The 21,910-nt window shown below is 38.7% G+C and carries 18 protein-coding genes and 1 pseudogene; 9 read left to right on the top strand and 10 right to left on the bottom strand.

The window, feature by feature from the left end; all coding sequences use genetic code 11:
- The first annotated feature begins 12 nt into the window (after positions 1-12).
- Positions 13-2,909 (top strand): annotated as a pseudogene (locus ABJL82_RS07735) (DEAD/DEAH box helicase family protein).
- A gap of 72 nt (positions 2,910-2,981) precedes the next feature.
- Here the strand turns inward: ABJL82_RS07735 and ABJL82_RS07730 are convergent.
- The 3 genes from ABJL82_RS07730 to ABJL82_RS07720 form a co-directional block, all read right to left on the bottom strand.
- Entirely contained in the window at positions 2,982-3,515 is a 534-nt protein-coding gene (locus tag ABJL82_RS07730; RefSeq protein WP_347274155.1) for an intradiol ring-cleavage dioxygenase, read from the bottom strand.
- A gap of 80 nt (positions 3,516-3,595) precedes the next feature.
- On the bottom strand, positions 3,596-4,021 hold the full coding sequence (locus ABJL82_RS07725; RefSeq protein WP_347274154.1) for a carboxypeptidase-like regulatory domain-containing protein: 426 nt from the start codon (positions 4,019-4,021) through the stop codon (positions 3,596-3,598).
- 741 nt (positions 4,022-4,762) lie between these two features.
- Positions 4,763-5,230, bottom strand: coding sequence for a glycosyltransferase family 9 protein (locus ABJL82_RS07720; RefSeq protein WP_347274153.1), 468 nt, complete (start codon positions 5,228-5,230; stop codon positions 4,763-4,765).
- A gap of 675 nt (positions 5,231-5,905) precedes the next feature.
- Between ABJL82_RS07720 and ABJL82_RS07715 the strand changes: the two genes are divergently transcribed.
- Together ABJL82_RS07715 and ABJL82_RS07710 are read left to right on the top strand one after the other, a co-directional pair.
- Positions 5,906-7,390 (top strand): aldehyde dehydrogenase family protein, encoded by a 1,485-nt coding sequence (locus tag ABJL82_RS07715; RefSeq protein WP_347274152.1) that lies wholly within the window; start codon positions 5,906-5,908, stop codon positions 7,388-7,390.
- Between the two features lie 161 nt (positions 7,391-7,551).
- Positions 7,552-8,007, top strand: coding sequence for a VanZ family protein (locus ABJL82_RS07710; RefSeq protein WP_347274151.1), 456 nt, complete (start codon positions 7,552-7,554; stop codon positions 8,005-8,007).
- Between the two features lie 163 nt (positions 8,008-8,170).
- Here the strand turns inward: ABJL82_RS07710 and ABJL82_RS07705 are convergent, their stop codons facing one another.
- The 5 genes from ABJL82_RS07705 to ABJL82_RS07685 form a co-directional block, all read right to left on the bottom strand.
- Complete coding sequence (locus tag ABJL82_RS07705) at positions 8,171-8,971, bottom strand: DNA methyltransferase (protein WP_347274150.1); 801 nt, start codon at positions 8,969-8,971, stop codon at positions 8,171-8,173.
- Positions 8,972-9,044: 73 nt separating this feature from the next.
- Positions 9,045-9,710, bottom strand: coding sequence for a transposase (locus ABJL82_RS07700; RefSeq protein ID WP_347274149.1), 666 nt, complete (start codon positions 9,708-9,710; stop codon positions 9,045-9,047).
- Between the two features lie 223 nt (positions 9,711-9,933).
- Positions 9,934-10,134: a cold-shock protein gene (locus ABJL82_RS07695; protein WP_347274148.1), complete on the bottom strand. Its 201-nt coding sequence runs from the start codon at positions 10,132-10,134 to the stop codon at positions 9,934-9,936.
- 1,238 nt (positions 10,135-11,372) lie between these two features.
- Positions 11,373-12,848: a sigma-70 family RNA polymerase sigma factor gene (locus ABJL82_RS07690; RefSeq protein ID WP_347274147.1), complete on the bottom strand. Its 1,476-nt coding sequence runs from the start codon at positions 12,846-12,848 to the stop codon at positions 11,373-11,375.
- Positions 12,849-13,745: 897 nt separating this feature from the next.
- A complete protein-coding gene (locus ABJL82_RS07685; protein WP_347274146.1) occupies positions 13,746-13,937 on the bottom strand; it encodes a hypothetical protein in 192 nt (63 codons plus the stop codon).
- Between the two features lie 223 nt (positions 13,938-14,160).
- Between ABJL82_RS07685 and ABJL82_RS07680 the strand changes: the two genes are divergently transcribed.
- From ABJL82_RS07680 to ABJL82_RS07670, 3 genes are all read left to right on the top strand, one after another.
- A complete protein-coding gene (locus tag ABJL82_RS07680) occupies positions 14,161-14,442 on the top strand; it encodes a hypothetical protein (RefSeq protein ID WP_347274145.1) in 282 nt (93 codons plus the stop codon).
- A 3-nt stretch (positions 14,443-14,445) separates the two neighbouring features.
- The gene (locus ABJL82_RS07675) at positions 14,446-14,886 is read left to right on the top strand and encodes a GatB/YqeY domain-containing protein (RefSeq protein ID WP_347274144.1); all 441 of its coding nucleotides are present in this window, start codon (positions 14,446-14,448) and stop codon (positions 14,884-14,886) included.
- A gap of 159 nt (positions 14,887-15,045) precedes the next feature.
- On the top strand, positions 15,046-16,449 hold the full coding sequence (locus tag ABJL82_RS07670) for a response regulator (protein WP_347274143.1): 1,404 nt from the start codon (positions 15,046-15,048) through the stop codon (positions 16,447-16,449).
- Here ABJL82_RS07670 and ABJL82_RS07665 read toward each other — a convergent pair.
- Together ABJL82_RS07665 and queA are read right to left on the bottom strand one after the other, a co-directional pair.
- Positions 16,421-18,190 carry an adenosylcobalamin-dependent ribonucleoside-diphosphate reductase gene (locus ABJL82_RS07665; protein ID WP_347274142.1) on the bottom strand — a complete coding sequence of 590 codons (1,770 nt, stop codon included), beginning with the start codon at positions 18,188-18,190 and terminating at the stop codon, positions 16,421-16,423. The genes ABJL82_RS07670 and ABJL82_RS07665 overlap by 29 nt on opposite strands.
- A 120-nt stretch (positions 18,191-18,310) precedes the next feature.
- A complete protein-coding gene (gene queA, locus ABJL82_RS07660) occupies positions 18,311-19,402 on the bottom strand; it encodes a tRNA preQ1(34) S-adenosylmethionine ribosyltransferase-isomerase QueA (protein ID WP_347274141.1) in 1,092 nt (363 codons plus the stop codon).
- A 468-nt stretch (positions 19,403-19,870) separates the two neighbouring features.
- On the opposite strand from queA, the gene mraZ reads away from it, so the two are divergent.
- The 3 genes from mraZ (at position 19,871) to ABJL82_RS07645 (ending at position 21,695) form a co-directional block, all read left to right on the top strand.
- Positions 19,871-20,311, top strand: a complete 441-nt coding sequence (gene mraZ / locus ABJL82_RS07655; RefSeq protein ID WP_099326359.1) for a division/cell wall cluster transcriptional repressor MraZ — start codon at positions 19,871-19,873, stop codon at positions 20,309-20,311.
- 117 nt (positions 20,312-20,428) lie between these two features.
- On the top strand, positions 20,429-21,328 hold the full coding sequence (gene rsmH / locus ABJL82_RS07650; RefSeq protein ID WP_347274140.1) for a 16S rRNA (cytosine(1402)-N(4))-methyltransferase RsmH: 900 nt from the start codon (positions 20,429-20,431) through the stop codon (positions 21,326-21,328).
- A 7-nt stretch (positions 21,329-21,335) separates the two neighbouring features.
- On the top strand, positions 21,336-21,695 hold the full coding sequence (locus ABJL82_RS07645; protein WP_347274139.1) for a hypothetical protein: 360 nt from the start codon (positions 21,336-21,338) through the stop codon (positions 21,693-21,695).
- Positions 21,696-21,910 lie beyond the last annotated feature (215 nt).

The raw sequence follows: 21,910 nt of genomic DNA, 5'->3' as shown, positions 1-21,910 counted from the left end.
CTAGAAATAATCATGAATTATGAGGAATTATATACAAAATACCAAACTCTGCTTGCTGAAAATATCGGATTAAAAACTGAGATAAAAAGATTAAAGGCGCAACTTGGTATTTCCGAACCAGAGGAGACTGTTATCAATGAAATTAACACAGGAATTGCTCAAATTCAAATCTCAGATAAACATAATAATACTAAGGAATTAAACAACAAGCTCAATAACTATTCTGAAAATAAGGCTAAAATCGAATTATTTATGTCTCTCTTTAGGGGTAGAGATGACGTATACGCCAAACGGTGGGAGAATAAAGCGGCAAAGTCAGGTTATGCGCCCGTTTGCCTGAATGAATGGAATCCGGGTGTATGTCATAAACCAAAAATAAAGTGTTCTGCGTGTTCTCAGAAGTTATATGCGAAATTTGATGAAAAGGTTGTAGAAAACCATCTGAGAGGGAATATGGTGGTTGGTATATACCCTATGTGTTTGGATGAAATGTGTTATTTTCTGGCGATTGATTTTGATGATGCAGGCTGGCAAAAAGATGTTTCTCTGTTGAGAGCGGTGTGCAACGAATTTGAGATTCCGTATGCGGTTGAACGTTCAAGGTCTGGTAACGGGGCCCATATCTGGTTTTTCTTTGAAGATAAAGTACCATCAGCTTTGGCCAGAAAATTTGGAACCGCATTACTTACTTATGCCATGAGCAAAAGGCATGAGATCAAGTTTAAGTCATACGACAGATTTTTTCCTAACCAGAATACAATGCCTAAGGGTGGTTTTGGAAATCTGATTGCACTGCCGTTGCAGATGGATGCAAGGAAGAATGGCAACAGCCTTTTCATTGATGAAAACTTCGAACCTTATGCTGACCAGTGGGAATATTTAAGTAAAATAAACAAATTTTCTGAAGATAATGTAGGGATTTTAATAAACCGTTTATGTCCGGGCAATGAACTCGGTGAATTACTGGAGTATGGTGATGAAGTTCAAAATCCCTGGAAAACAAGCAGGGTTAAATTGACGAAGTACGATTTTCCAAAAAGAGTCGGAATTGTAAAAGCAGGTATGTTGTATCTGCCTAAAGATGGATTTTATCAAAGGGCTTTAAATGCTTTGAAACGATTAGCCGCTTTCAAAAATCCTGATTTTTATAAAGCGCAAGCAATGCGAATGCCTACTTACAATAAACCAAGGGTAATATCATGTTCTGGAGACTTAGGGCAGTATTTGTGTTTGCCGAGAGGTTGTGAAGTTGAGATTCACAACCTTTTGAGTAAATTCAAGGTTGATGTTGAATGGAGAGATGAAACGAATCATGGTCGAAACATCGACGTTGAGTTTGTCGGAACCCTAAAAAAAGAGCAGCAAGAAGTAGTACAAGAGCTGTTAAATCATGATAATGGTGTATTAACAGCAACCACCGCCTTTGGGAAAACAGTTGTGGCAGCGAATATAATTGCCCGAAGAAAGGTAAATACCCTTATATTGGTGCATAGGCAGCAACTCCTTTTGCAATGGATTAAGAGATTATCTGAATTTTTAAGGATTAACGAAGATTTGCCTCTTCATGAAAAAAAGCGTGGAAGGAAAAAGAAATATGGTTTGATCGGGCAAATAGGGGCGGGGAAAGAGACCCCAAGCTCTATTATTGATGTTGCAATCATACAGTCTTTGCATTATGCCGGTGAGGTAAAGGAATGTGTTAAAAATTATGGGATGGTAATTGTTGATGAGTGCCATCATGTTCCGGCCTTGAGTTTTGAACAGATACTGAAAAAGGTTAACGCAAAATATGTATATGGATTAACTGCAACTCCAACAAGGCAGGATGGACATCATCCGATAATATTTATGCATTGTGGGCCAGAAAGATTCAGGGTTGACGCAAAAAATCAAGCAGAAAAAAGACCGTTCGATCATCAAGTTATCCCGAGATTCACAAGTTTTAGAATGCCGGTTGATAGAAATGATAAAGAATTAACCATTCAGGAATTCTATGCAGAAATAGCAGGAGATGAAATACGTAATCAGTTAATTGTAGATGATGTTGCACATAGCTATGAAAAAGGCAGGAATTCCCTGGTGTTATCTGAAAGAACTGCATATGTTGTATTGCTTGCAAAGAAGTTAAGAGAAAGGATTCCGGATGTGTTAACATTGATGGGCGGCATGGGAGCTAAGGGAACCAACGAGATGTTAAATAAAATATCTGCAATGCCTCCTGATCAGCAATTAACTTTAGTTGCCACGGGTAAGTTTGTTGGTGAAGGATTCTTGATACCCTGTTTCTGGCAATGCCGATTTCCTGGAAAGGGACGTTACAACAATATGCAGGCAGGCTGCATAGATTGTATAAGAATAAAAATGAAGTGCAAATATATGATTATGTTGATGTTCATGTAAAAATGTTCGAAAAAATGTATGGCAAAAGACTAAACGGATATGCCGCTATTTGTTATAAAACAAAAGGAGAAAATGCTGCTGCAGACTCTTCCGATATTATCTTTGACAAGAATAGTTTCTTTCCGGTTTACCGTAATGATATAGTAAGCGCATCAAGAGAAGTCATGATTGTCAGTCCGTTTGTTACCAACAAACGAGTCTCACCGATGCTTCAATATTTTAGCAGTGCAGTAAATAAGCAAGTAAAGGTTACTATTGTAACAAGGCCTTCTGAAGATTTTAAAAATGAAAGCAAGATGGCTTTAGAACGGATTTTTGACGTCTTAAAAAACATGGGGATTAAAGTGGTGTTAAGATCAAATATACATCAGAAATTCGCGATCATTGATCAAAGGATTGTTTGGTATGGCAGCATAAATCTATTAAGTTTCGGTAGTGCGGAAGAAAGCATTATGCGCCTTGTGAGTGGTAATATTGCATACGAATTGATGAAAAGTATAGAAAAGTAAACAACTATTGATTGATTTTGAAAAAGAAACGTAAACCACAAGTGCGTTTCTGAAAGCTTCAAACCAGTCATTTCAATCTTCTGGAATCAGCACTAAGTCGAATTTGCCTTCCGCCTGTCCCTTAGTAGGATAATACTGGATAACCAGTGTCCGATAGCCTTTAGCCGTGATTTTAATATGGATGTGTGAAGGCCTTCCCCTATACGGTGGTGGAAAGTTGCTTTCAAATTTATACGCACCGTCTTTATCGGAGAGTATCGTTGCACGATGATCATCGTCATATTTCCTATCTGGGCCGGCTAGCCAAAACTCGATTCGTGCTCCTATAAGAGGCGAACAGTCTGTGCTTGATCTGGCAACGCCACTCAGGATATGCCCTTTACCAACGCTTGTTCGTTCCGGTGCATTTGGCGCATAAAATGGCCCCAGAGCATCAGGAGGCGTAGGCTCGCACGGATCTGTATCGGTCATCCGGAATGGTTTGGCGCTTTCTTCGGCTTTCGCCGGTGTTAGCCCCAATAGGGGCGTTTTAATAAGGGCACCTCCTAAACAAAAAAAGGTGAGAAACAGAAAGCATAGAGCAGTGTATAGTAACAGTCGCTTCATAATCTGTCCTCCAAAATTTAACCACTTGGAATAGAGAGAATATTAAAGTATTTAAATATCAATAAACAGTCTTTATTGAGTTAATAATATCCACCACTATCATCATCACCGCCATCGCCTTCATCGCTCTTTTGTTTTTTCAATTGAAAATCGACAATCTCATTTTCCTCTTCTTCAAGTTCAATTTTTTCTTTTGCCTTCTTAAAGCCTTGCTTCTTTACCTTCAGGGTATAATTCCCTGCGCTTAAATCTGAAAATAGATAATTACCGTCATTATCGGTTTTGGTTTTTTCCTTAAATTTCAGTTCCTTGTTTTTCAAAGAAACTTTTGCACCCTTAATTGGCTTGCCGGATTTTTTGGCTGTTACTGTACCGGATACACTACCTTGTGAGACAGGTGTAGGTACTAAAGTAGGGGTAGGCGTCTGGGCGTTTATCGCTTTGTATGAAAATACATAACCGCTAACCATTATAAAGCATAAAGATAACACAATGTTTTTAAACATGTTAACCTCCGTTGAAAAATCATTTATAATGCTACCTAAATTCTGAAAATAAGACAAAGATTAACGAGAATAGCCACAGGTAAATAATGATTTCGATCCTTTTGTTTAACTCACCCTAATAGTTCACCCCAGCCTTGTCCGCCTCCATAGGAGACTGTGTTGTGTTATAATAGTAAAATAGAAATGATATAATTTGCACTTTAACAAGAAAAAAGAATAAAAGGTAAAATATTCTACTATAATTATCACTTTATATGATCAAAACGGTTGCTCTACATGCGCCTTTCTTTGTTTATAGATTTCCTGTGATTTCGGCGGTTCATAAATATTACCTCTTTAAGCCTCACTTTTCCCTCTTTCCTTTTTATCTTTGGTCATGATTTTCGAAACTATATACATTTTAACGTGAACGAAACGATATGATCAAGATAATTAGGTTTTTTCTCTTCGATCAGACTTCTGTTGGGTACTCTGTTTGCTTCACCCAACCTTACGAAAACTTTTGTTTCTTCATTGCGGCTATCTTAGCTGAGACCTAAGCGAGATATCATGTAAGGAGGGAGCTTCCGGTATTTTCAATGGTATATCAGGCACGACAATTACCATTAAATATAACCAACAGAATTAATATCAGTAAACTTGAAGGGAGGTTAATAATAAAATCAAAGTAATCAAAAGAAAAGTATATGGATTTCATTACGAAAGGTATTTTTCACTAAAAATTATACGAGCTTTTGCAAACTATATGAGGGAAGAACCGGATTTTTTTGTTGAGAGAAAGGTTGAGATTTCTTTTTGCATATTTTCTATGGTAATAGATTCCAAACACGTTTTCGGGAAACAGTCTTTTCTCGCTTCATCTGAACATGGGCTGCATTGTGTTGGGTGGTAACATATTTTAACTGATTTTCCCCTTGGTCCCCATACGTTAGAATCGGTAGAGCCAAATATTGCAAGGGTTGAGATTCCCGTGGCTGCGGCAAGGTGGGTGATGCCGGAATCATTCCCGAGAAAGAGATCGCACTGTTGTAATATCGCTGCGAGTTTTGGCAGTGGTTGATTGTCGATTATGCAGATATTGTTTTGTGGTAATTTACTAACATTATGATTAATAACGGTATCTGCCGGCCCGGTTATAAGCAATACATCGAAGATATTCCACGCCTTGACCCTGTTGCGGCGGGGGTGCATTATGGTTGCTGGGAGCATTCCCGATTTTTTGTAAAAAAGCTTATTATTTATGCAGGATGGGTCACTCGGAGCTGACCCAACAATAAACTATATGGGAAAAAATGAATATCGAATATTGAACAAGGAATAATGAATGTCGAAGTAGAGACGCACGGCCGTGCGTCTCTACGGTTGTAATTCGAAATTCCTTGTTCTGCGGTTCGATATTCTCTTTTCATCCTACTAAAATGACGGATTACAAAAAATCGGGAATGCTCCCGATGGTTGCTTATAAGTTCTTACCGGTTTTTGAAGCCTTTTATATCACAAAGGACAAACAGACGACAGCTTTTCCGCTATTTATTTTTCAAAGAACCAAAGTGTTACGTTTTTTTTCAATTTGCGAAATGGTTCCTTTTTTATTGAAATCAAATATATCGCCGGGCAAAGTGAAATTGACTCGTATTTGTCAATGTGATATAGTGGGTTTCGGCATGCCGGAAGCAGTATTCCTGCGATTATTATGGTAAAAGCGGCGGAATATCTTGCATGTTATTGATAGAATATGTTTCTTAGTTGAATGTATGCCAGGCGCAGAATGCAGACAAAAAGATTATGTTGTCGCAGAATCAGAAAATAACAATAAATTTACTTATTACCGCTATGCTCAATGGGGACGTTTCTTACTATTTTATTTGAGGAGGGAATTGCATTATGAAGGGTAAAAATTACATCAATGGCGCATTCGTTGATAGTGCTTCAGATGAAGTGTTTGAAAGCAGAAATCCGGCGCATTGTGATGAGGTGCTAGGGACTTTTCCCCTTTCTTCTGCAGATGACGTCAATAATGCTGTGCTGGCAGCAAAGGCTGCTTATGATAAATGGAGGAAAATTTCACGGATAAGACGCGGCGAATATCTGGATGAATTGGCGCAGTTGCTGAAAAAAGACAGAGAAGCCCTGTCTCAGTTGGTATCGAAAGAATGCGGGAAAGGGATTGCGGAAGGGCGTGCGGATGTAACGGAAGGCATTCACATGGTTCAATATATATTTGGCACAACAAGGATGCCGCATGGCTATATTATTGATTCGGAAATTGTTGAAAAAGACTCCTTCATGCGACGGAGGCCAAAAGGTGTTGTTGCCGCAATTACGCCATGGAATTTTCCCTTAGCTATTCCACTGTGGCTGATTTGTCCCTCTGTTGTGGAAGGGAATACCGTTGTGTTAAAACCGTCCCGGGAGACGCCTTGCGTCGCTAACAAAATTGCTGAATATGTGCGTGCGGCAGGATTTCCCCCTGGAGTAATTAATGTAATACATGGAGGTTGTGGAGATGCGTTGGTAAGACATCCCGATACGCAGGTAATATTGTTTACCGGTTCATGCGAAGTTGGCGAAGGGATAAAGAAGATTGCCGCTGAATCCTATAACAAAATGTGTGCCTGCGAGATGGGGGGGAAAAATGCGATAATAGTTCTAGATGACGCCAATATGGAGATAGCGGTGAATGCCTCTATTCTCAGCGCCTTTAAAACTTCAGGGCAGAGATGTACTTCCGCAGGCAGGTTGATTGTACATGTGAATGTGCTTGAAGAATTTGAAAAGAGGTTTGTTGAACTTGCAAAACGGATTAAGATTGGCAACCCTCTTGACGAAGAGGTATTTATGGGACCAGTTATAAATCAAGCGGCAACGGAAAAGATTATGCGATACAATGATTTGGCAAAGAAAGAGGGGGCAGCGGTACTGCTTGAAGGTTTCAGGCTTACTGGCGGGGGATATGATAAGGGGTACTTTCTGTCTCCTTTTGTATACCGAATGAAAAGCAACCCAAAGAGCCGTGTTCTCCATGAGGAAGTCTTTGGGCCTCATGTGGCGATTATCCCTGTGGAAAGTATTAATGAGGCTATTAATGTGTATAACGATACAGAATACGGCCTTTCTTGTGCGGTAATTACGGAAGATTTTCGAAAGGCGAGGCGGATAAGGGAGGATTGTGAATACGGACTTGGTTATGTTAATTTGCCTACAATAGGTGCGGAGGTACATTTGCCGTTTGGGGGGCTGAAAAAGAGCGGGACCGGCCTCCCTTCCGCAAGCACTTTGATAGATGCGGTAACACACCGCACGGCATGGACGGTGAATCATGATGTAGAAATAAAAATGGCTCAGGGTCTTAGCGCTAAATTATCTTAATACTTATCACCATTCTTGAGAGCGACACTATTAAACATCTGACGGAATTAGCAGAAAACGTATCACGAAAATGGCGATGGATAATTGCGGTTGCATATATCATTGACATCTATGCCTTCCTGCCGTTTGCCCCTGCGATTTGGAGGTTTGCATTACGAATCATGGGAGAAAAAGTAAACTATTTGGGCGGGATATTTGTAAGTATTGCGGGAGCGTATTTCCTTTTCTTTTTAGTTTGCAGGAAAAAGACAAGGAATATTTCTGTTTATGCGGCGTTTTTGGTGATATTTCTGGCATGCTTTGTTTTGTTGAAATATATGTGTGTAAATGGCGCGGAGAGATTCCATCTGCTCTTTTACGGGATTTTAAGCGGTGTTCTGTTCTGGGCGTTAAGAATAGACGTTCAAAATAAATTAATCTATGTGTATACAACCCTTTTGGTATGTTTGGTAGGCGCAGTTGATGAGTTTATTCAGGCAATTTTGCCGATGAGATGCTTTGATGAGAGGGATATAGTGATGAACTGGTTTTCCGGAGGATTGGGAATGCTCTTTATTGCGTTTGTATTAAAGCCGGTTTGGGATACTGCAAAGGGGGGAAAGAGGGTGTTGCCTTAAAAATCCTTATACGCAGCGCGTCTTCACAAGTGAGTCACATTTTATAAGAAATGCCTGTATCCACAGATTATGCAAGAAAATATCCATAGTCTGTGTAATCGGTTAAATCTGTGGTTTTTTCTCTTTTTTGCGGTCAGATGTTTTAGCCCTTGGCTAATGAATATTACTGTGGTTGGTTACAAAAACCTGCCTGGTTTTTCTTTTTGATCGTAAATGAGTCAAGCTGTTTTTGGGTTTCTTCGGAAGCTCTGCGGTCGAGCCATTTCCCGGGAGTCTCTCCCTTGCCCATCTTGTACATTATAAAAAGATAACCAAAGCCTCTCAGGAAATAGTTTCCTTCAACTGCTGCGCTGTGCCAGTGATTCCTGAGAAGTTTTGCATTGTGGCGTGTTACGGCAATAATATCCACCGGCAGGAAATAATCGCTCATGATGCTGAACAGATTGAACCCTATCGGAAGAAACGGTTTTCCTTTTTTTGCCGAATCGGATACCAGAAGCGCCATATAGCGGCTGGGCTTGAGTATGCGGTGTATTTCCCGGATTACCTGTTCCAATGCTGCGTAATATTCCCCGGAAGTGGCTTCTAATTCTCCGATACAGTTTTCTTTTCCTGAATAAGTGATGTGGGTCGAATAAGGAGGATCGATAAAAACAAAATCGGCAGTTGCCTTTTCTATGGGGATTTTCCGTGCGTCAGCCAGTTTAATATCTTTGCGTGTTGGATTCAGATCAAACCCTAATGCCTCACGGTTTAGATCCTTAGCAACATCGAGAGTTGTGCCTGCACCGCACATGGGGTCAATTACAACGTCGCCTGGTCGTGTATATCGCTGCAAAAGGTTCCAGATGATATAAGAAGGAGTGGCCCCCTTGTAGTTCTGGGCATGTTCCTGTTCACGAAGATAGTGCTGGGAAGGAAAATCCCAAAGTGTCAATGTCTGCAACCGGATTTTTTTATTCATTAATTAGAGTCTCTTGAAATGTGTTGCGCTCGCTTTAAAATATTGCATGGTTAAAACAGGAAGGGGGCAGCCGTCATTTATTTTTGCGCGGTCTTCCTGGTGGCAGCGCCTTTATTCTTCTCCCCAGGAGTTTTTCAAATTTCTTGATAAATCGGTCATCACCGCAAGGACGTCCCGTCATTGAACATTTCTTTATATTTTTAATGATTTGTTCGTCATCTTTTTCTCTTAAATATTCTGACCAATCTTCGATTTCGGCATTTAAATAGCCATCGTAAGATAAAATACCGTCTCTCTTTTGGGTTACATGACTGTATGCGCTCGACCATTTATACCTGTGTGGTTTTCTTACGATGCCGGCACGGACAGGGTTGTTTTCTATATACCGGACAGCAGCGTATGCGTGTCTTTGATCAAGAATGCAAGAATAAAATCTTCCTTGCCAGAGATGTCCTTTCTCATTTCGTTTACGATTAAAATATTGTGAATATCTCATGTGAAGCAAATTTAATGCGCGTGAAAGAGAATCCTTTTCGGCAGGTACACAAACGAGGTGAACATGGTCGGTCATAAGGCAATATGCCCATATCTTCAGAGAGTATTCACCGGCATACTCATGAAGCCATCGAATATAATGCTCATAGTCATTTTCTGTTTCAAAAACAGGTTGTTGATAGTTGCCTCTTTGCGTTACATGATGAGGGTAACGCGGGGCTGTGATTCGTGCGATTCGCGCCATGAAAAAATAGTAATCCTTTTAATTTAAAATGTCAAAGAAAAAGGGTAGCTGTCCCTGATATCACCATAATTATAAAAAAAGACCCCAATAAATTTTTACCATTATTAGGGTCTTTTGCGTCTTAATTATAACAATATTTTTAATAGTACTCTATATTTTCAATATACAACATTAATAGTATTTTATATACGGCAAAATATACGAGTATGCTTAATAAATATATTTATAATTTGACTACTTTTGTGGCTTTGTAGCCTTTTTGGTCTTTTACGACTTCAAACTCTACTTTATCTCCTTCTGCAAGAGTTCTAAAACCCTCGCATTCGATCGCAGTCTGATGTACAAATACATCTTCTCCATTATCCTGAGAAATAAAACCAAAACCCTTTGAGTCGTTAAACCATTTAACGGTCCCACGCGGCATTCTTAAAATCACCCCCTTTCATAATTAAAAAAATTAACATTAGAAACTAAAAAAGCTACAAGGTTGTAACCCCTTGTAGCCTCGTTATACACTTCCCTATATGCAGCGGTACGGTACAGTACAACCAATAATAAAGGATAATACTATCACACTTTATCATTAAAGCAAGAGAAATTATTGTTTTAATCACAGCCATTTCAATGCAGAAATAAACAACAGAAAAAGAATGGTATGTTTGTGGTATTTAAACCATCGGCGCCGGTTGCGGTTTTATAAAAAACAGCAACACTTTAATTTTTGAAAAAAGATGATTGGTAATAGGTCGCGTGGTGTGTAGAGCAATCTCCCCCGTAATCTGGACAAGCCAAAACCAATTTCTACTCTACCGTAACTGGTGATGCCAATTATTTTTTCTAAAACGTAGCTAATTTGTGAAGATAAAATCCAGAGAATTATTTTAATGATATAAATAACTTTGGTTTTGTCTGATATTTTATTGAATTTTAAACCTATTATTGGTAGAATTTCTACTTCCATTTACTTATTTAGGAATTATTTTGAACGTTTTTAAGGAGTTAGTATGGCTTGCGGTTTTGAGGGTAAGAAAAAACACCGGTTAAACAGGAGAAAATACATTTTAAAAAGACGTAGAAGAAGACGCGATAAGGTATAAAATCGCAGGTCTGTACCTGCAGGGAAGCAGTTAGTTTGTTTCGGTTAACACTCCCGGATATTTTTTAATAAATCATTTTTAAATTCATGCGCGGTATGACGTGAATCTGTTAAAAAGGTAAATGCATGACCCACTGCCAACCCATGTACAATAATGGGGAGGTAATGATACATTCCGGAAAATCTCACCTTTCCTTTTACCTGCAATCATTCCCTGTCGTTGTAGCCGTTTTCGTATAATTATTTGCCATGCGAAACGGCTTTGTTTATGACGATATGTTGACAAGAACAAATAATTATTTAATAGATTTTTGGGCTAAATCCACAGCGTTTTTCAGTATGGGATATTTTGTTGCTTCGGGGAGAGATGTTTAGCTATCGCCCAATAGCTATCTTTCCCTTTTGTTGTTGTCCTGTTCTTTTGTTTAAAGAAATTATATGTTTTGCCACCTGACCAAAGAGACAACATTAATAAGATAAAAATATGGAGAAAAAAAAGGGGATTCACCATATTTTCTCGTGAATCCCCTGTGTAAATTTTTGCAATACTGATATTTGAATTTCCTTTAATTCATCGTACCCTCAAGAAATCCTTCCAGTTTTCTACTGCGAACCGGATGTTGAAGTTTACGAAGGGCAATAGCCTCAATCTGCCGGATACGTTCGCGGGTTATATTGAATCTCTTTCCGATTTCTTCCAATGAGTGTGTGTATCCATCACTAATTCCAAAACGTAATTTGATAATCTCCCGTTCGCGGTAACTTAACGTATCAAGCACCTTTTGTATTTGCTCTTTTAATAAAGAACGCTGGGCAAGAAATATAGGGGCGTCTATTTTTTTGTCCTGAATAAAATCCTCAAACATTGTTTCACCATCACTGCCAATTGGTGTTTCTAATGATATAGGCTGTGTTGTTATCTGAAGCAATCTATATATTTCAGGCAATGGCGTATTGGTGTCCCTTGCAATGGCTTCTAACTGTGATTTTTCCGCAGATGTACCCTGTCCGGCTTTGGCCACGTAAGTAGACTTATTAATTACATCCATCATATGCACAGGGATTCGTATTGTTCTTACCTTTTCTTCTGTTGCCCTGATAATAGCTTGTTTTATCCACCATGTTGCATATGTGCTGAATTTAAAACCCATCCGGTAGTCATATTTGTCCACGGCGCGCATAAGCCCTGTATTACCTTCCTGGATAAGGTCGTGAAAGGCCATGCCACGTTTTCTATATTTTTTTGCGATACTGACTACCAGCCGCAAATTTCCCTCTGAAAACCGCTTTCTTGCCAGCACATATTCATTGTAAATGGAAGTAATAGAAAAAATAATTTTTTTCAACTCTTTTACCGGCATTGCAAACAATGCCTGTATCTCATTGATATCACAAGAAAGTTCTTTGCATAATTCCCTTTTAAAATTACGATGGACAGTGCGTTTTCTATTATAATCCACAATTGTCGATAAAACCTCTAGCAATTCCCGCATAACCGGCAGTATGGTTTCCGACCGTACACTAATGGATTCTAATTCTTTAATCGCCATTCTCTTTCTTACGAGAATACTTTTATGTACCCTCAGCTTTTTATCCCGCGCAATATTTCCCCTGCGAATCTTTTCATAATCTTTTAAATTGCTTTCTATGCTCTTTCTGATATTGCTGGTAACCGCATGAATCTGTTCAACAACTGCATCCCGGTTTTGTTCTCTTGCCGCTGATAATTCAACAAATTGAACAAGCTCTGATTCACTTTCCACTCCTTCCAGCAGTCGTATATACATTTCCAGGGCATAATCAAAACCCAGTACCTTGCGATGGAGCAGTCTGCTCATAACCCGTATCTTCTTCGCAAGGTAGATTTCCTCTGCAGGGGTAAGCAGTGGTATTTTTGCCATCTCATTTAAATATAATCTTACAGAATCATAATCGCGGCTCTTTTCTTCTTCCTGGTTCCATTCTGTTATTTCTTCCTCAACCGGGTTATTTTCGTTGTTTATTTGCTCTAAACGTTCTGGTTTTTGTTTTAATATGGTCATAGCACTATTTTATTGAGTTAAGTGAATAAAATAAAATAATCATCTACACGTATTATATAACATAATTTATTTACTAAATGTTCTCCCGGAATATATATTTTTACCATTTTACAAAATTCTAATGAAGGTTTTTTTTATTCAAATTATTAAATAAGCGCGAATTATAACATAATAATCTAATAAATCGTTACAAAATATTGCCCAGTTCTTATCTATTTTTTATTTTCGTAACATTTTCGTTTTTTTAAAATAACCCTGGAGGGGTGAAATGTTAATAGCTAAACCAAATACGATGATAAAGCTCCAAAGGATCGATGTATTGTTTATGTGCCTTATAGGCCGATCCTCACAAAGCTTTTCAGGAGTTTTTCAAAAGAATAAATTGTTCCGTAATAAGACGTAGTGTCCTTAAAGTATTACGCCAAGGGGAAAACGGCTAAAGTAGGAGTCTAAAATAAAAGATGAATGGCGGGATGGGATAAACGAGTGTCTTTGTAAAGTGTCAAAAAGATTGTCTTTTAGAAGCGATTATCCTGATGTTTGCTTCCTGAAATAAAGTATAGACGTAAGATTTTGCGTCTCTACTTTATTTAGCGACGGTGCTGTTATCCCCTTCTTAGGGATATAAAGGTGGAGGTAGCATAAAACGTGTGGTTCAGGTTACAAATAGTAAAATACCTCTTCGCAATGATGTGTTATGAAAAATAGGGAATACGCCCTGCCTATTCTCCCTCGCCGGGGTTGGCGGGTGGCTTGAGGTATTCTCTCCACGTTCTCATGCGGTGTTAATCATATTCAATCCCTTCGGCATTACACGTCTGTGCCTTATTCCTTTCTCACCATGTTTTATGGATCATACCGGGCAATCAATTGAGTGCAAGATTCACGGGTGTCAATTTAAGCATCTACCTCAACAGGTAGTTCCATATTTTGCATTGAAGCTTGTACCAAGGCTTCTCTGTCAATATCATCTTCGGGTTGCTTGATCCTTTCGGCGTTTCTTTCAACAAATCGTATGCCATCTGCCCTGTATTTTTCCTTCAACGTTTCGCACTTTGGACAATCTTCAGCCGTATATAGGTATTTCATCGACACCATCCTTTGTATAGATATATTTGCAGGTTTTCTCATTAATAAAATTTTCAAGGTATTTTACTACAGGATAAAATAGTTTCAAGGTTAATTTTCTTGTATAAAATAAAAATATAATTACAATAAATCGTTTGCCGGCACAAGATGCGGCAATGATAATTATTTGACTGCAAAAGTTTTGTGTGCTATATTTCACCCTTACAGGGAAGGGGTAATGATTATGAGATTTATTGGATTGCTTATTGCTGCTGCGGTGGCGGTTTGGGTTTACATGGATGCCAAAAGTAAAGGATATAAAACCATTTCTGCCGTCGGATGGATGTTAGGTGCGTTTTTGCTTATGATTGTGTTTTTACCGTTGTATTTGTTTACACGGCCCAGACAGTCGCAGGTGGAAATATTGACACCTTGTAAATACTGCGGGAGACATTATGAGGGCAGCCCTGCGTATTGCCCCAATTGCGGGCATAAAGTTGAAGGGTATTCATTTAACGGGGAATAAACTATGGATTTAAATGAAAAGATCAAAGAAGATTTAAAATCTTCCATGAAAGCGCAAGATAAGATGAGAACCTCAGTCTTGCGTATGATGCTTGCGGATATAAAAATTGCAGAGACGTCTGGCAAACCAAGGGATCAGATAGATTATGCTGCAGTAGTCCAGGGGTATCAGAAAAAATTAAAGAAGACGCGGGAAGAGTATGAAAGGCTTTCGTTACCGGAAAAGACAAGAGAAATAGATAATGAGCTTGCTATCGTGGAGGAATATCTTCCAAAACAGCTTTCTGATGAAGATATGCAGAAAATTGTTAATGAAGTTGTTGATGAAAACAACTTTACCGGAAAAGAATTTGGCGTTGCAATGAAGCTTATTATGAACAAATGCGGCGGAACAGCAGACGGGAAGAGGGTTCAAACGATTTTAAAACAAAAACTGGGTTGTTGAGCAGTTTTCTGTCATTGAACGCCCGAAGGTAGAGTAACACAGCGCAGCAAAGCCTCAACCAAATATAACCACCCTTCTTTCAAGGGGAAAGGGTAAAACCTTGCAAAAAAAGAATTTTTTAAACAGTAATACAAGAAAAACATTTTCTGAATATTGCTCATGCAAATTGAAAACTGGAAGGAATCGATTCGTAATTTAGCGACCGATGAACTTAGGAATATCAGGTCTTTTGTCGATGAATTAATTCAGGAATCAGAAACTAAAGTACCCATCCCTGCCGAAACTGAAACTGAAACAGAAACAGCAACAGCAACAGCAACAGCAACAGCAACAGCAACAGCAACAGCAGAAATTGCCCCTGTCATTGTTTACCCGCCAGACACACCCCAGAAATCAGGCGAAAGACGCAATGAGAAACGTTTTGATATGAAGATAAGTGGTACGTGTTCGATCCTGGATAGGAGCCTGAATGATTATTCAAATGAAGAAATACCCATTATTATTAAGGATGTTTCTCAGCACGGAATCCGGTTTATTATCAATCGTTCATTGTTGCCGTCAAACCATTTAATCATTAAATTCAGATTATCTCCTGCCGGCGCTTCCGGTAATTTGTATCGAAAGCCGCAAAAGAAAATATCTGTGGAGGTAAGGAGGGTACTAAAACGTGCCACTTCGTCCGGTGAAGAGTATGATATAGGTGCTTTATCTATCGACGAGGACTCTATGGAGAAATTGCAGGAAGAGGTTAATGGTATTGAGGTTATAAAAAAACGTTGTAAAATGAAGGAAGACCTTAAAATAATGGTGCTCTATACCAAGGAAACCCAATGCAGGGCAATTGAAAATATATTATTAAAGCAAGGGTATATTATTTTTGCGGTAAATCAAAAGCACAATGCCATGAGTATGTTACGCAAAAACAAATGCGATCTTCTTGTCACTGAATTTGAATCTGCAAAGATGAATGAGTATGAATTGTTAAAAGATGTAAAGACCGAATTTGCTGATTTGGGAATAATATTGGAAATAGACTCGATAGATACATGGATGGACCTTTTATCATTTCGTTTGGACGAATATCTCATAAAAGGTTTTAATGAAAGAGAACTTACTATTGTTATTGAAGTTGTTCTTAAAAAAATATTATATAAAAATATGTTCCGTCAATATATTGAAAACGTAAAACGGTCGAATCAAAATTTACTGATTGCCAGCCTCAGAGATACAGTGAGAAAACAGTTTTATGAGATTACAGACCAAAAGGGTTTGAAGACCATTTATGTAACTAATACGGAACACGCATGGAATGTGTTAAATATGAACAAAATTGATTTTATGCTTTTAGATACTGAAATTACCGGTGAGGGGGGATTGGATTTTATTACAAAAGTAAAAAAAGATTTCCCGCGTCTTTCAACTACGATACTGTCGGAAAACATTCAGGAACGTAGCAGTTATTTGATGGGTGGGGTGGATAATTTTATTGTGAAGCCGAATGATATGCAAAAATTAAAACAATATTGGGACTCAGCTATAACACAACGGTATTTTTGCCAATAAGATCTTTTGTGCATGCACATTCAAAGGAAAGCGCCTGTGACATTCTGCTCTTATCCCTGTAAATGGTTATTCCTTTACAACCGCTTCTGTATGCCAGCATGAAGACCTTTTCCACATCCTCAGCGGTTGATTCTTTTGGAAAATTAATAGTTTTGGAAACGGCGTTATCGATATATTTTTGGCAGACAGATTGAATTTTTACGTGATATTCCGGCGAAATGTCTCTTGCCGTTGCAAATATTCTTTTTATATCATCCGGAATAGAGGCAATATTTTGTATTGAACCCTCCCTTTTTACCTCTGCTAAAAGTTTATCAGTATACAGTCCTCTTTTTTTTGCAACGTTTTCAAAAAACGGATGAACTTCCGGCAATCCGCCTTCAACGAGAACATTTCTTGTATATGCAATGGCAAACAGAGGCTCTATGCCGCTGGAACAATTGGCAATAATGCCGATAGTGCCCGTAGGCGCTATTGTTGTTCGTGTAGCATTTCTATATTTGGGGCTATTTTGCCGTGCATAAATACTTTTTTCATAGTTGGGAAACACATCGCGTTCTGACGCCAATCTTTCAGATGCTTCATTCGCTTTTCCGGAGAAGAATCGTAAAAGTTCCTCTGTAAATCTAATGGCTTCTTCTGAATTATAAGGAATATTGAGTTTTATGAGAAGGTCTGCAAATCCCATTATCCCCAATCCTATTTTTCTGTTGCCTTTGGTTATCTCTTCAATCTGAGGTAATGGATACTTTGTTGCGTCAATAACATTGTCAAGAAAGTGCACGGCAAGATGGATTGTTTTCTCCAATGTGTGCCAATTCATTTCATAATGATCATTTTTGTATGTAGTCATTTGCGAAACATTAACCGATCCTAAAACACATGCTTCGTAAGGTAGCAGAGGCTGCTCTCCGCAGGGATTTGTTCCCTCAATACTCCCAAGCAATGGGGTAGGATTGGCGGCGTTTATGGCATCAATGAATAAAACGCCCGGCTCGCCATTTTTCCATGCGGATTGTACGATTTCCTTAAAAAGATCTTTTGCCCTTATTGTTTTGACAACCAATTTCGTTCTCGGATTAATGAGGGGAAATGTTTCGTCATTTTCCACTGCCTCCATGAACGCATTCGTAATCCCGACAGAAATGTTAAAATTTGTCAAAACACCTTCAGCATTTTTTACATGAATAAAATCAAAAATATCCGGATGATTTACGTTCAGCGCCGCCATGTTTGCGCCTCGTCTGAAACCACCCTGGTTTATGGCCTCCGTCGCTTCATTGAAAACCTTCATAAAGGAAACAGGGCCGCTTGCCATACCACATGAAGCGCTTACAATATCATTTTTCGGTCTTATGCGTGAAAAACTGAAACCGGTGCCGCCCCCGCTTTTGTGGATTAAGGCGGCTTGTTTTACGGTATCAAATATGCCTTCGATGGAATCTTCCACAGGCAATACGAAACATGCGAGCAATTGTTGCAGATGCCTGCCTGCGTTCATTAATGTGGGTGAGTTGGGCAAAAATTGCAGTGAGGTCATAAGGTGGTAAAACTCTTCTTCCAGGGAAACAATATCGGCCTTTTTATTATAAGTTAAATCAACCGAGGCGATATTTTTTGCCACTCTGCGAAACATGTCTTCAGGCGATTCTATGATCTTGCCGGAGACATTTTTTTTTAAATATCTCTTTTCAAGCGTCAGTTTAGCGTTTTGAGATAAGAAAAGGGTGTTTTTGTCCATATTTTTATTGAAAAAAGTAAATTATCACTATAGTGGCATTTTATTCTTACGTTTTGCGCAAAAATATAATAAATTTTCACTCACAAAGTGTGGATAAGCTTTATGGTTAAGTCCACAGAATTAAATGATCAGCATACAGTCACCGTAGCTGTAAAAACGATATCCCTCTTTTTTGGCAATTTCATAGGCGTTCAAAATTTGTTCCCTTCCTGCAAAGGCTGAAACTAATAAGAAAAGAGTGGTTTTCGGAAGATGAAAGTTGGTAATGAGCGCGTCAACGTATTGAAATGGATATGGCGGATAAATAAACAAATCCGTATAGCCGGAAAACTGATGTATGTTGTTATTCAATGCAATCGTTTCAAGCGTCCGGCAAGATGTGCTTCCGGTTGCAATAATGCGTCCACCCCGGTTTTTGGTGATAGTTATTTTTTTGAGCAATTCTCTTGGATATTCGTAATATTCTTTATGCATGTGGTGATTTTTTATCTCTTCCGTTTTGATAGGCAAAAACGTGCCTAATCCGACATGAAGTGTGACAAACGCTATATCTGTTCCGCTATTTCTTATTTTTCCCAAAACATCCTTGCTAAAATGTAATCCCGCCGTTGGGGCTGCGATAGCGCCTTCCTTTTGGGCGAACACAGTCTGATATCGTTCTGCATCCAGGGTGGAAAGTGTATTGTTTTTTTTAGGACGTTTTATATATGGGGGTAATGGCATTTCTCCTGTTCGATGAATAAGTTCCCTTATATTCGCCCCGTTTTCTATCCGCAATATCCACGAGTTATCTTCATGTTTTCCAAGTAAACTGGCTGAAACAGCGGTATTATCAAGATAAATCTTCTCTCCTTTTTTTAACGGTCCATTTGATTTTAGCAAAGCCTTCCAGTGATTACCTTCCAATTCTTCTATGAACAATAAATCTACATATGCCCCATGAGGCTTTTTACCGGCTATTCGTGACGGAATAACCTTCGTATTATTCAACACGAGAAGATCTTCAGGGCGGAGGTAACCGGCAATTTCACTGAATCTGCGATGCTCCATCCTGCCAGTGCGGCGATGTAAAACCAAAAGCCGCGCGTTATCCCTTTCTTCCGTAGGTTTTTGGGCAATAAGTTCTTTTGGAAGATCGAAATCATAATCGGATAATTTATGAGAAATAATAGAGGCGTCAGGCATTCCGGTATTTGGCAGTGAAACATCCATGCGCTTTAGTCATAAATGGGGATGAAAATAAATAATCCACAGATTACGCAGATTTCCACAGATTGGGAGAAGATTAAAGAAGGTTTTTATCTGCGCTAATCTGCGAAATCTGCGGATAAAAAGGTTCTTCAGGTAAAAACAGAAAATTACAGGCACTTTGGTTTCTTTGCTTCATATTAAGAGACATCTAAGAAAATAACAATTAAAAAAACAGTGTTCAATTATGGAAATTCATGAAAAAAAGAAAAACGTACGTCAAATTTCAGGAAAAACATTCTTTTTTATTACTACAACATATAGTACCTGAAGATGATAATATGACAACCATTTGGATAGATAGTTAATATTCCGCGGATTACGTAAAAACAAAGGGAAAAATATTTGTTGACAAAAGAAAAAAATAAGATAATTTCATAGCCATGCAAGTGGTATAAAGTGGTATAAAGTGGTGAAAAGTGGGGAAAACATATGTTCACCGGAGAGTACCGACACACAATAGATACTAAAAACCGCCTTGCCATTCCGGCTTCTTTGCGTGAAAGCATTAATGAAGAAGTTGAGGGGAAAGGGTTTTATATAACGCGGGGCCTCGATACATGTCTCTTCATGTATACCCCTAAAGAATGGCAAGGTGTTGTTTCCAAAATAGAACAATCCTCTTTTACGAATAAAAAGGCGCGACAATTTCAGCGTCTTTTTTTCTCTAAAGCCCAACACATTAGCGTAACGGATCCTCATGGTCGCATATTAATTCCTCAGTACCTCAAAGAAATTGCGAATATACAAAAAAATGTTGTTATTGTGGGTGTGAACAACCGGATTGAAATCTGGGATGAAAAAAACTGGAGCGACTTTGAATCGGAAACTAACGAGGAATATGAAGAAATTGCAGAAGATTTATTCCAGTAAGCATGACTTTCCTTATAACCGATGAATGGCAGGATCAGGACAAACGCATTATAATCACTGTGAAATCAATGAGATATTCCAGGATTGAACCCGCGCAGGTTTTTATGAAAATATCATATGTCTGGTAAAAAAGATAATCTGCTTCATGAGCCGGTCATGGTTGATGAGGTGTTGGAATACCTGTGTTTGCAGCCGGGCCGCATTATCTTGGATTGCACGGTGGGAGGCGGAGGGCATGCAGGTAAAATAATGGACAGGATTAAACCTGATGGTTGTTTGATTGGCATTGATAAGGATTTTGAGATGTTAAATATGACAAAAGAGTATTTATCGGACAGAGGATGTCCGTTTAAATTGTACCATGCCGATTATGTCGATGCTGATGAAGTATTGCGGCAGGCTGGCATTGACGGAGTTCATGGTGTACTTCTCGATCTGGGCGCTTCTTCATTGCAGTTTGATAACGCAGAGCGCGGATTTAGTTTTTCTAAAGAAGGCCCGCTTGATATGAGAATGGACCGAACGGCTTCCTTTATGGCGCAGGATTTATTACGGAAGATATCTGAACGGGATTTGCAGGGATTGTTAAAAAAATATGGGGAAGAACGTTGGTCAAAAAGAATTGCAAGGCGGATAATAAAAGAAAGAAGTGTATCCGGATTAAAGTCAACAATACAGTTAGCAAGGATAATAGAACGTGCTGTGCCATCTATGAGACACAGAATTCATCCTGCAACAAGGGTCTTTCAGGCATTGAGAATAGCAGTTAACAGAGAACTGGAAAGTTTGGAAAAATTTTTGAATAAGATTCATTTTTCTATGGTAAAAGGTGCGCGTATTGCCGTCATAAGCTTTCATTCACTGGAAGATAGAATTGTGAAAAACAGTTTTATAGAGATGGAAGATAAAAATATTTTTCACATAATAACCAAAAAACCTTTAAGGCCGTGTGCTTCTGAAATAGAAAGAAACGCGAGGAGCAGAAGCGCAAAACTCAGAGTTGCAGAAAGGATTTAACATGGGAATGTTCAGATGGTTGGTAATGTTTGCTATTATAATAACTATGGCGGTGTTGGTTGTATGGGAGAGAAATAAAACCATTGAAACAGGGTATCAGATTGCACAACTGCAAAAAGATTTTAATGAGATGTCTGAAAGAAACAAAAACCTCAATTATTATGTGCAGAAATTAAAATCACCCGAGGTGATTGTAGATAAGGTAAAAATCTATCAACTGGCGCTTTTACCTAAAGAATATTTTCAGAACAGTGTGGTTGCCGGGAATATAAAGGGAAATGTGGGGCGGGATGCAAAAACAATTATGGCAGGTAATTTATATACACAAAAAGAACAAATATTGAAGGGTCGTGTGCTCCATAACTAGAGATGGTTAAATGTGAGAATTTTTCAGGAGATAGTAAAACGGTAAGATGTTATTAGTATTTGTCTGTTCGGCAGTTGGCAGTCTACAATCGGCAATTGGCAAAAGTGACCATTGCCACCTGAGGATTGAGGACTGAGGATTGATATTTGAACTTATTTTATTGCCTTCCTCCCGAACGCTTTCGGGGAAAGTATTTTTTTCTCGAAAGCGTTCGT

It is taken from the genome of Candidatus Kuenenia sp. (assembly GCF_039794105.1).
GTDB lineage: Bacteria > Planctomycetota > Brocadiia > Brocadiales > Brocadiaceae > Kuenenia.
The sequence above is the reverse complement of the archived record's forward strand: the minus strand, read 5'-3'. Positions and strand labels throughout refer to the sequence as shown.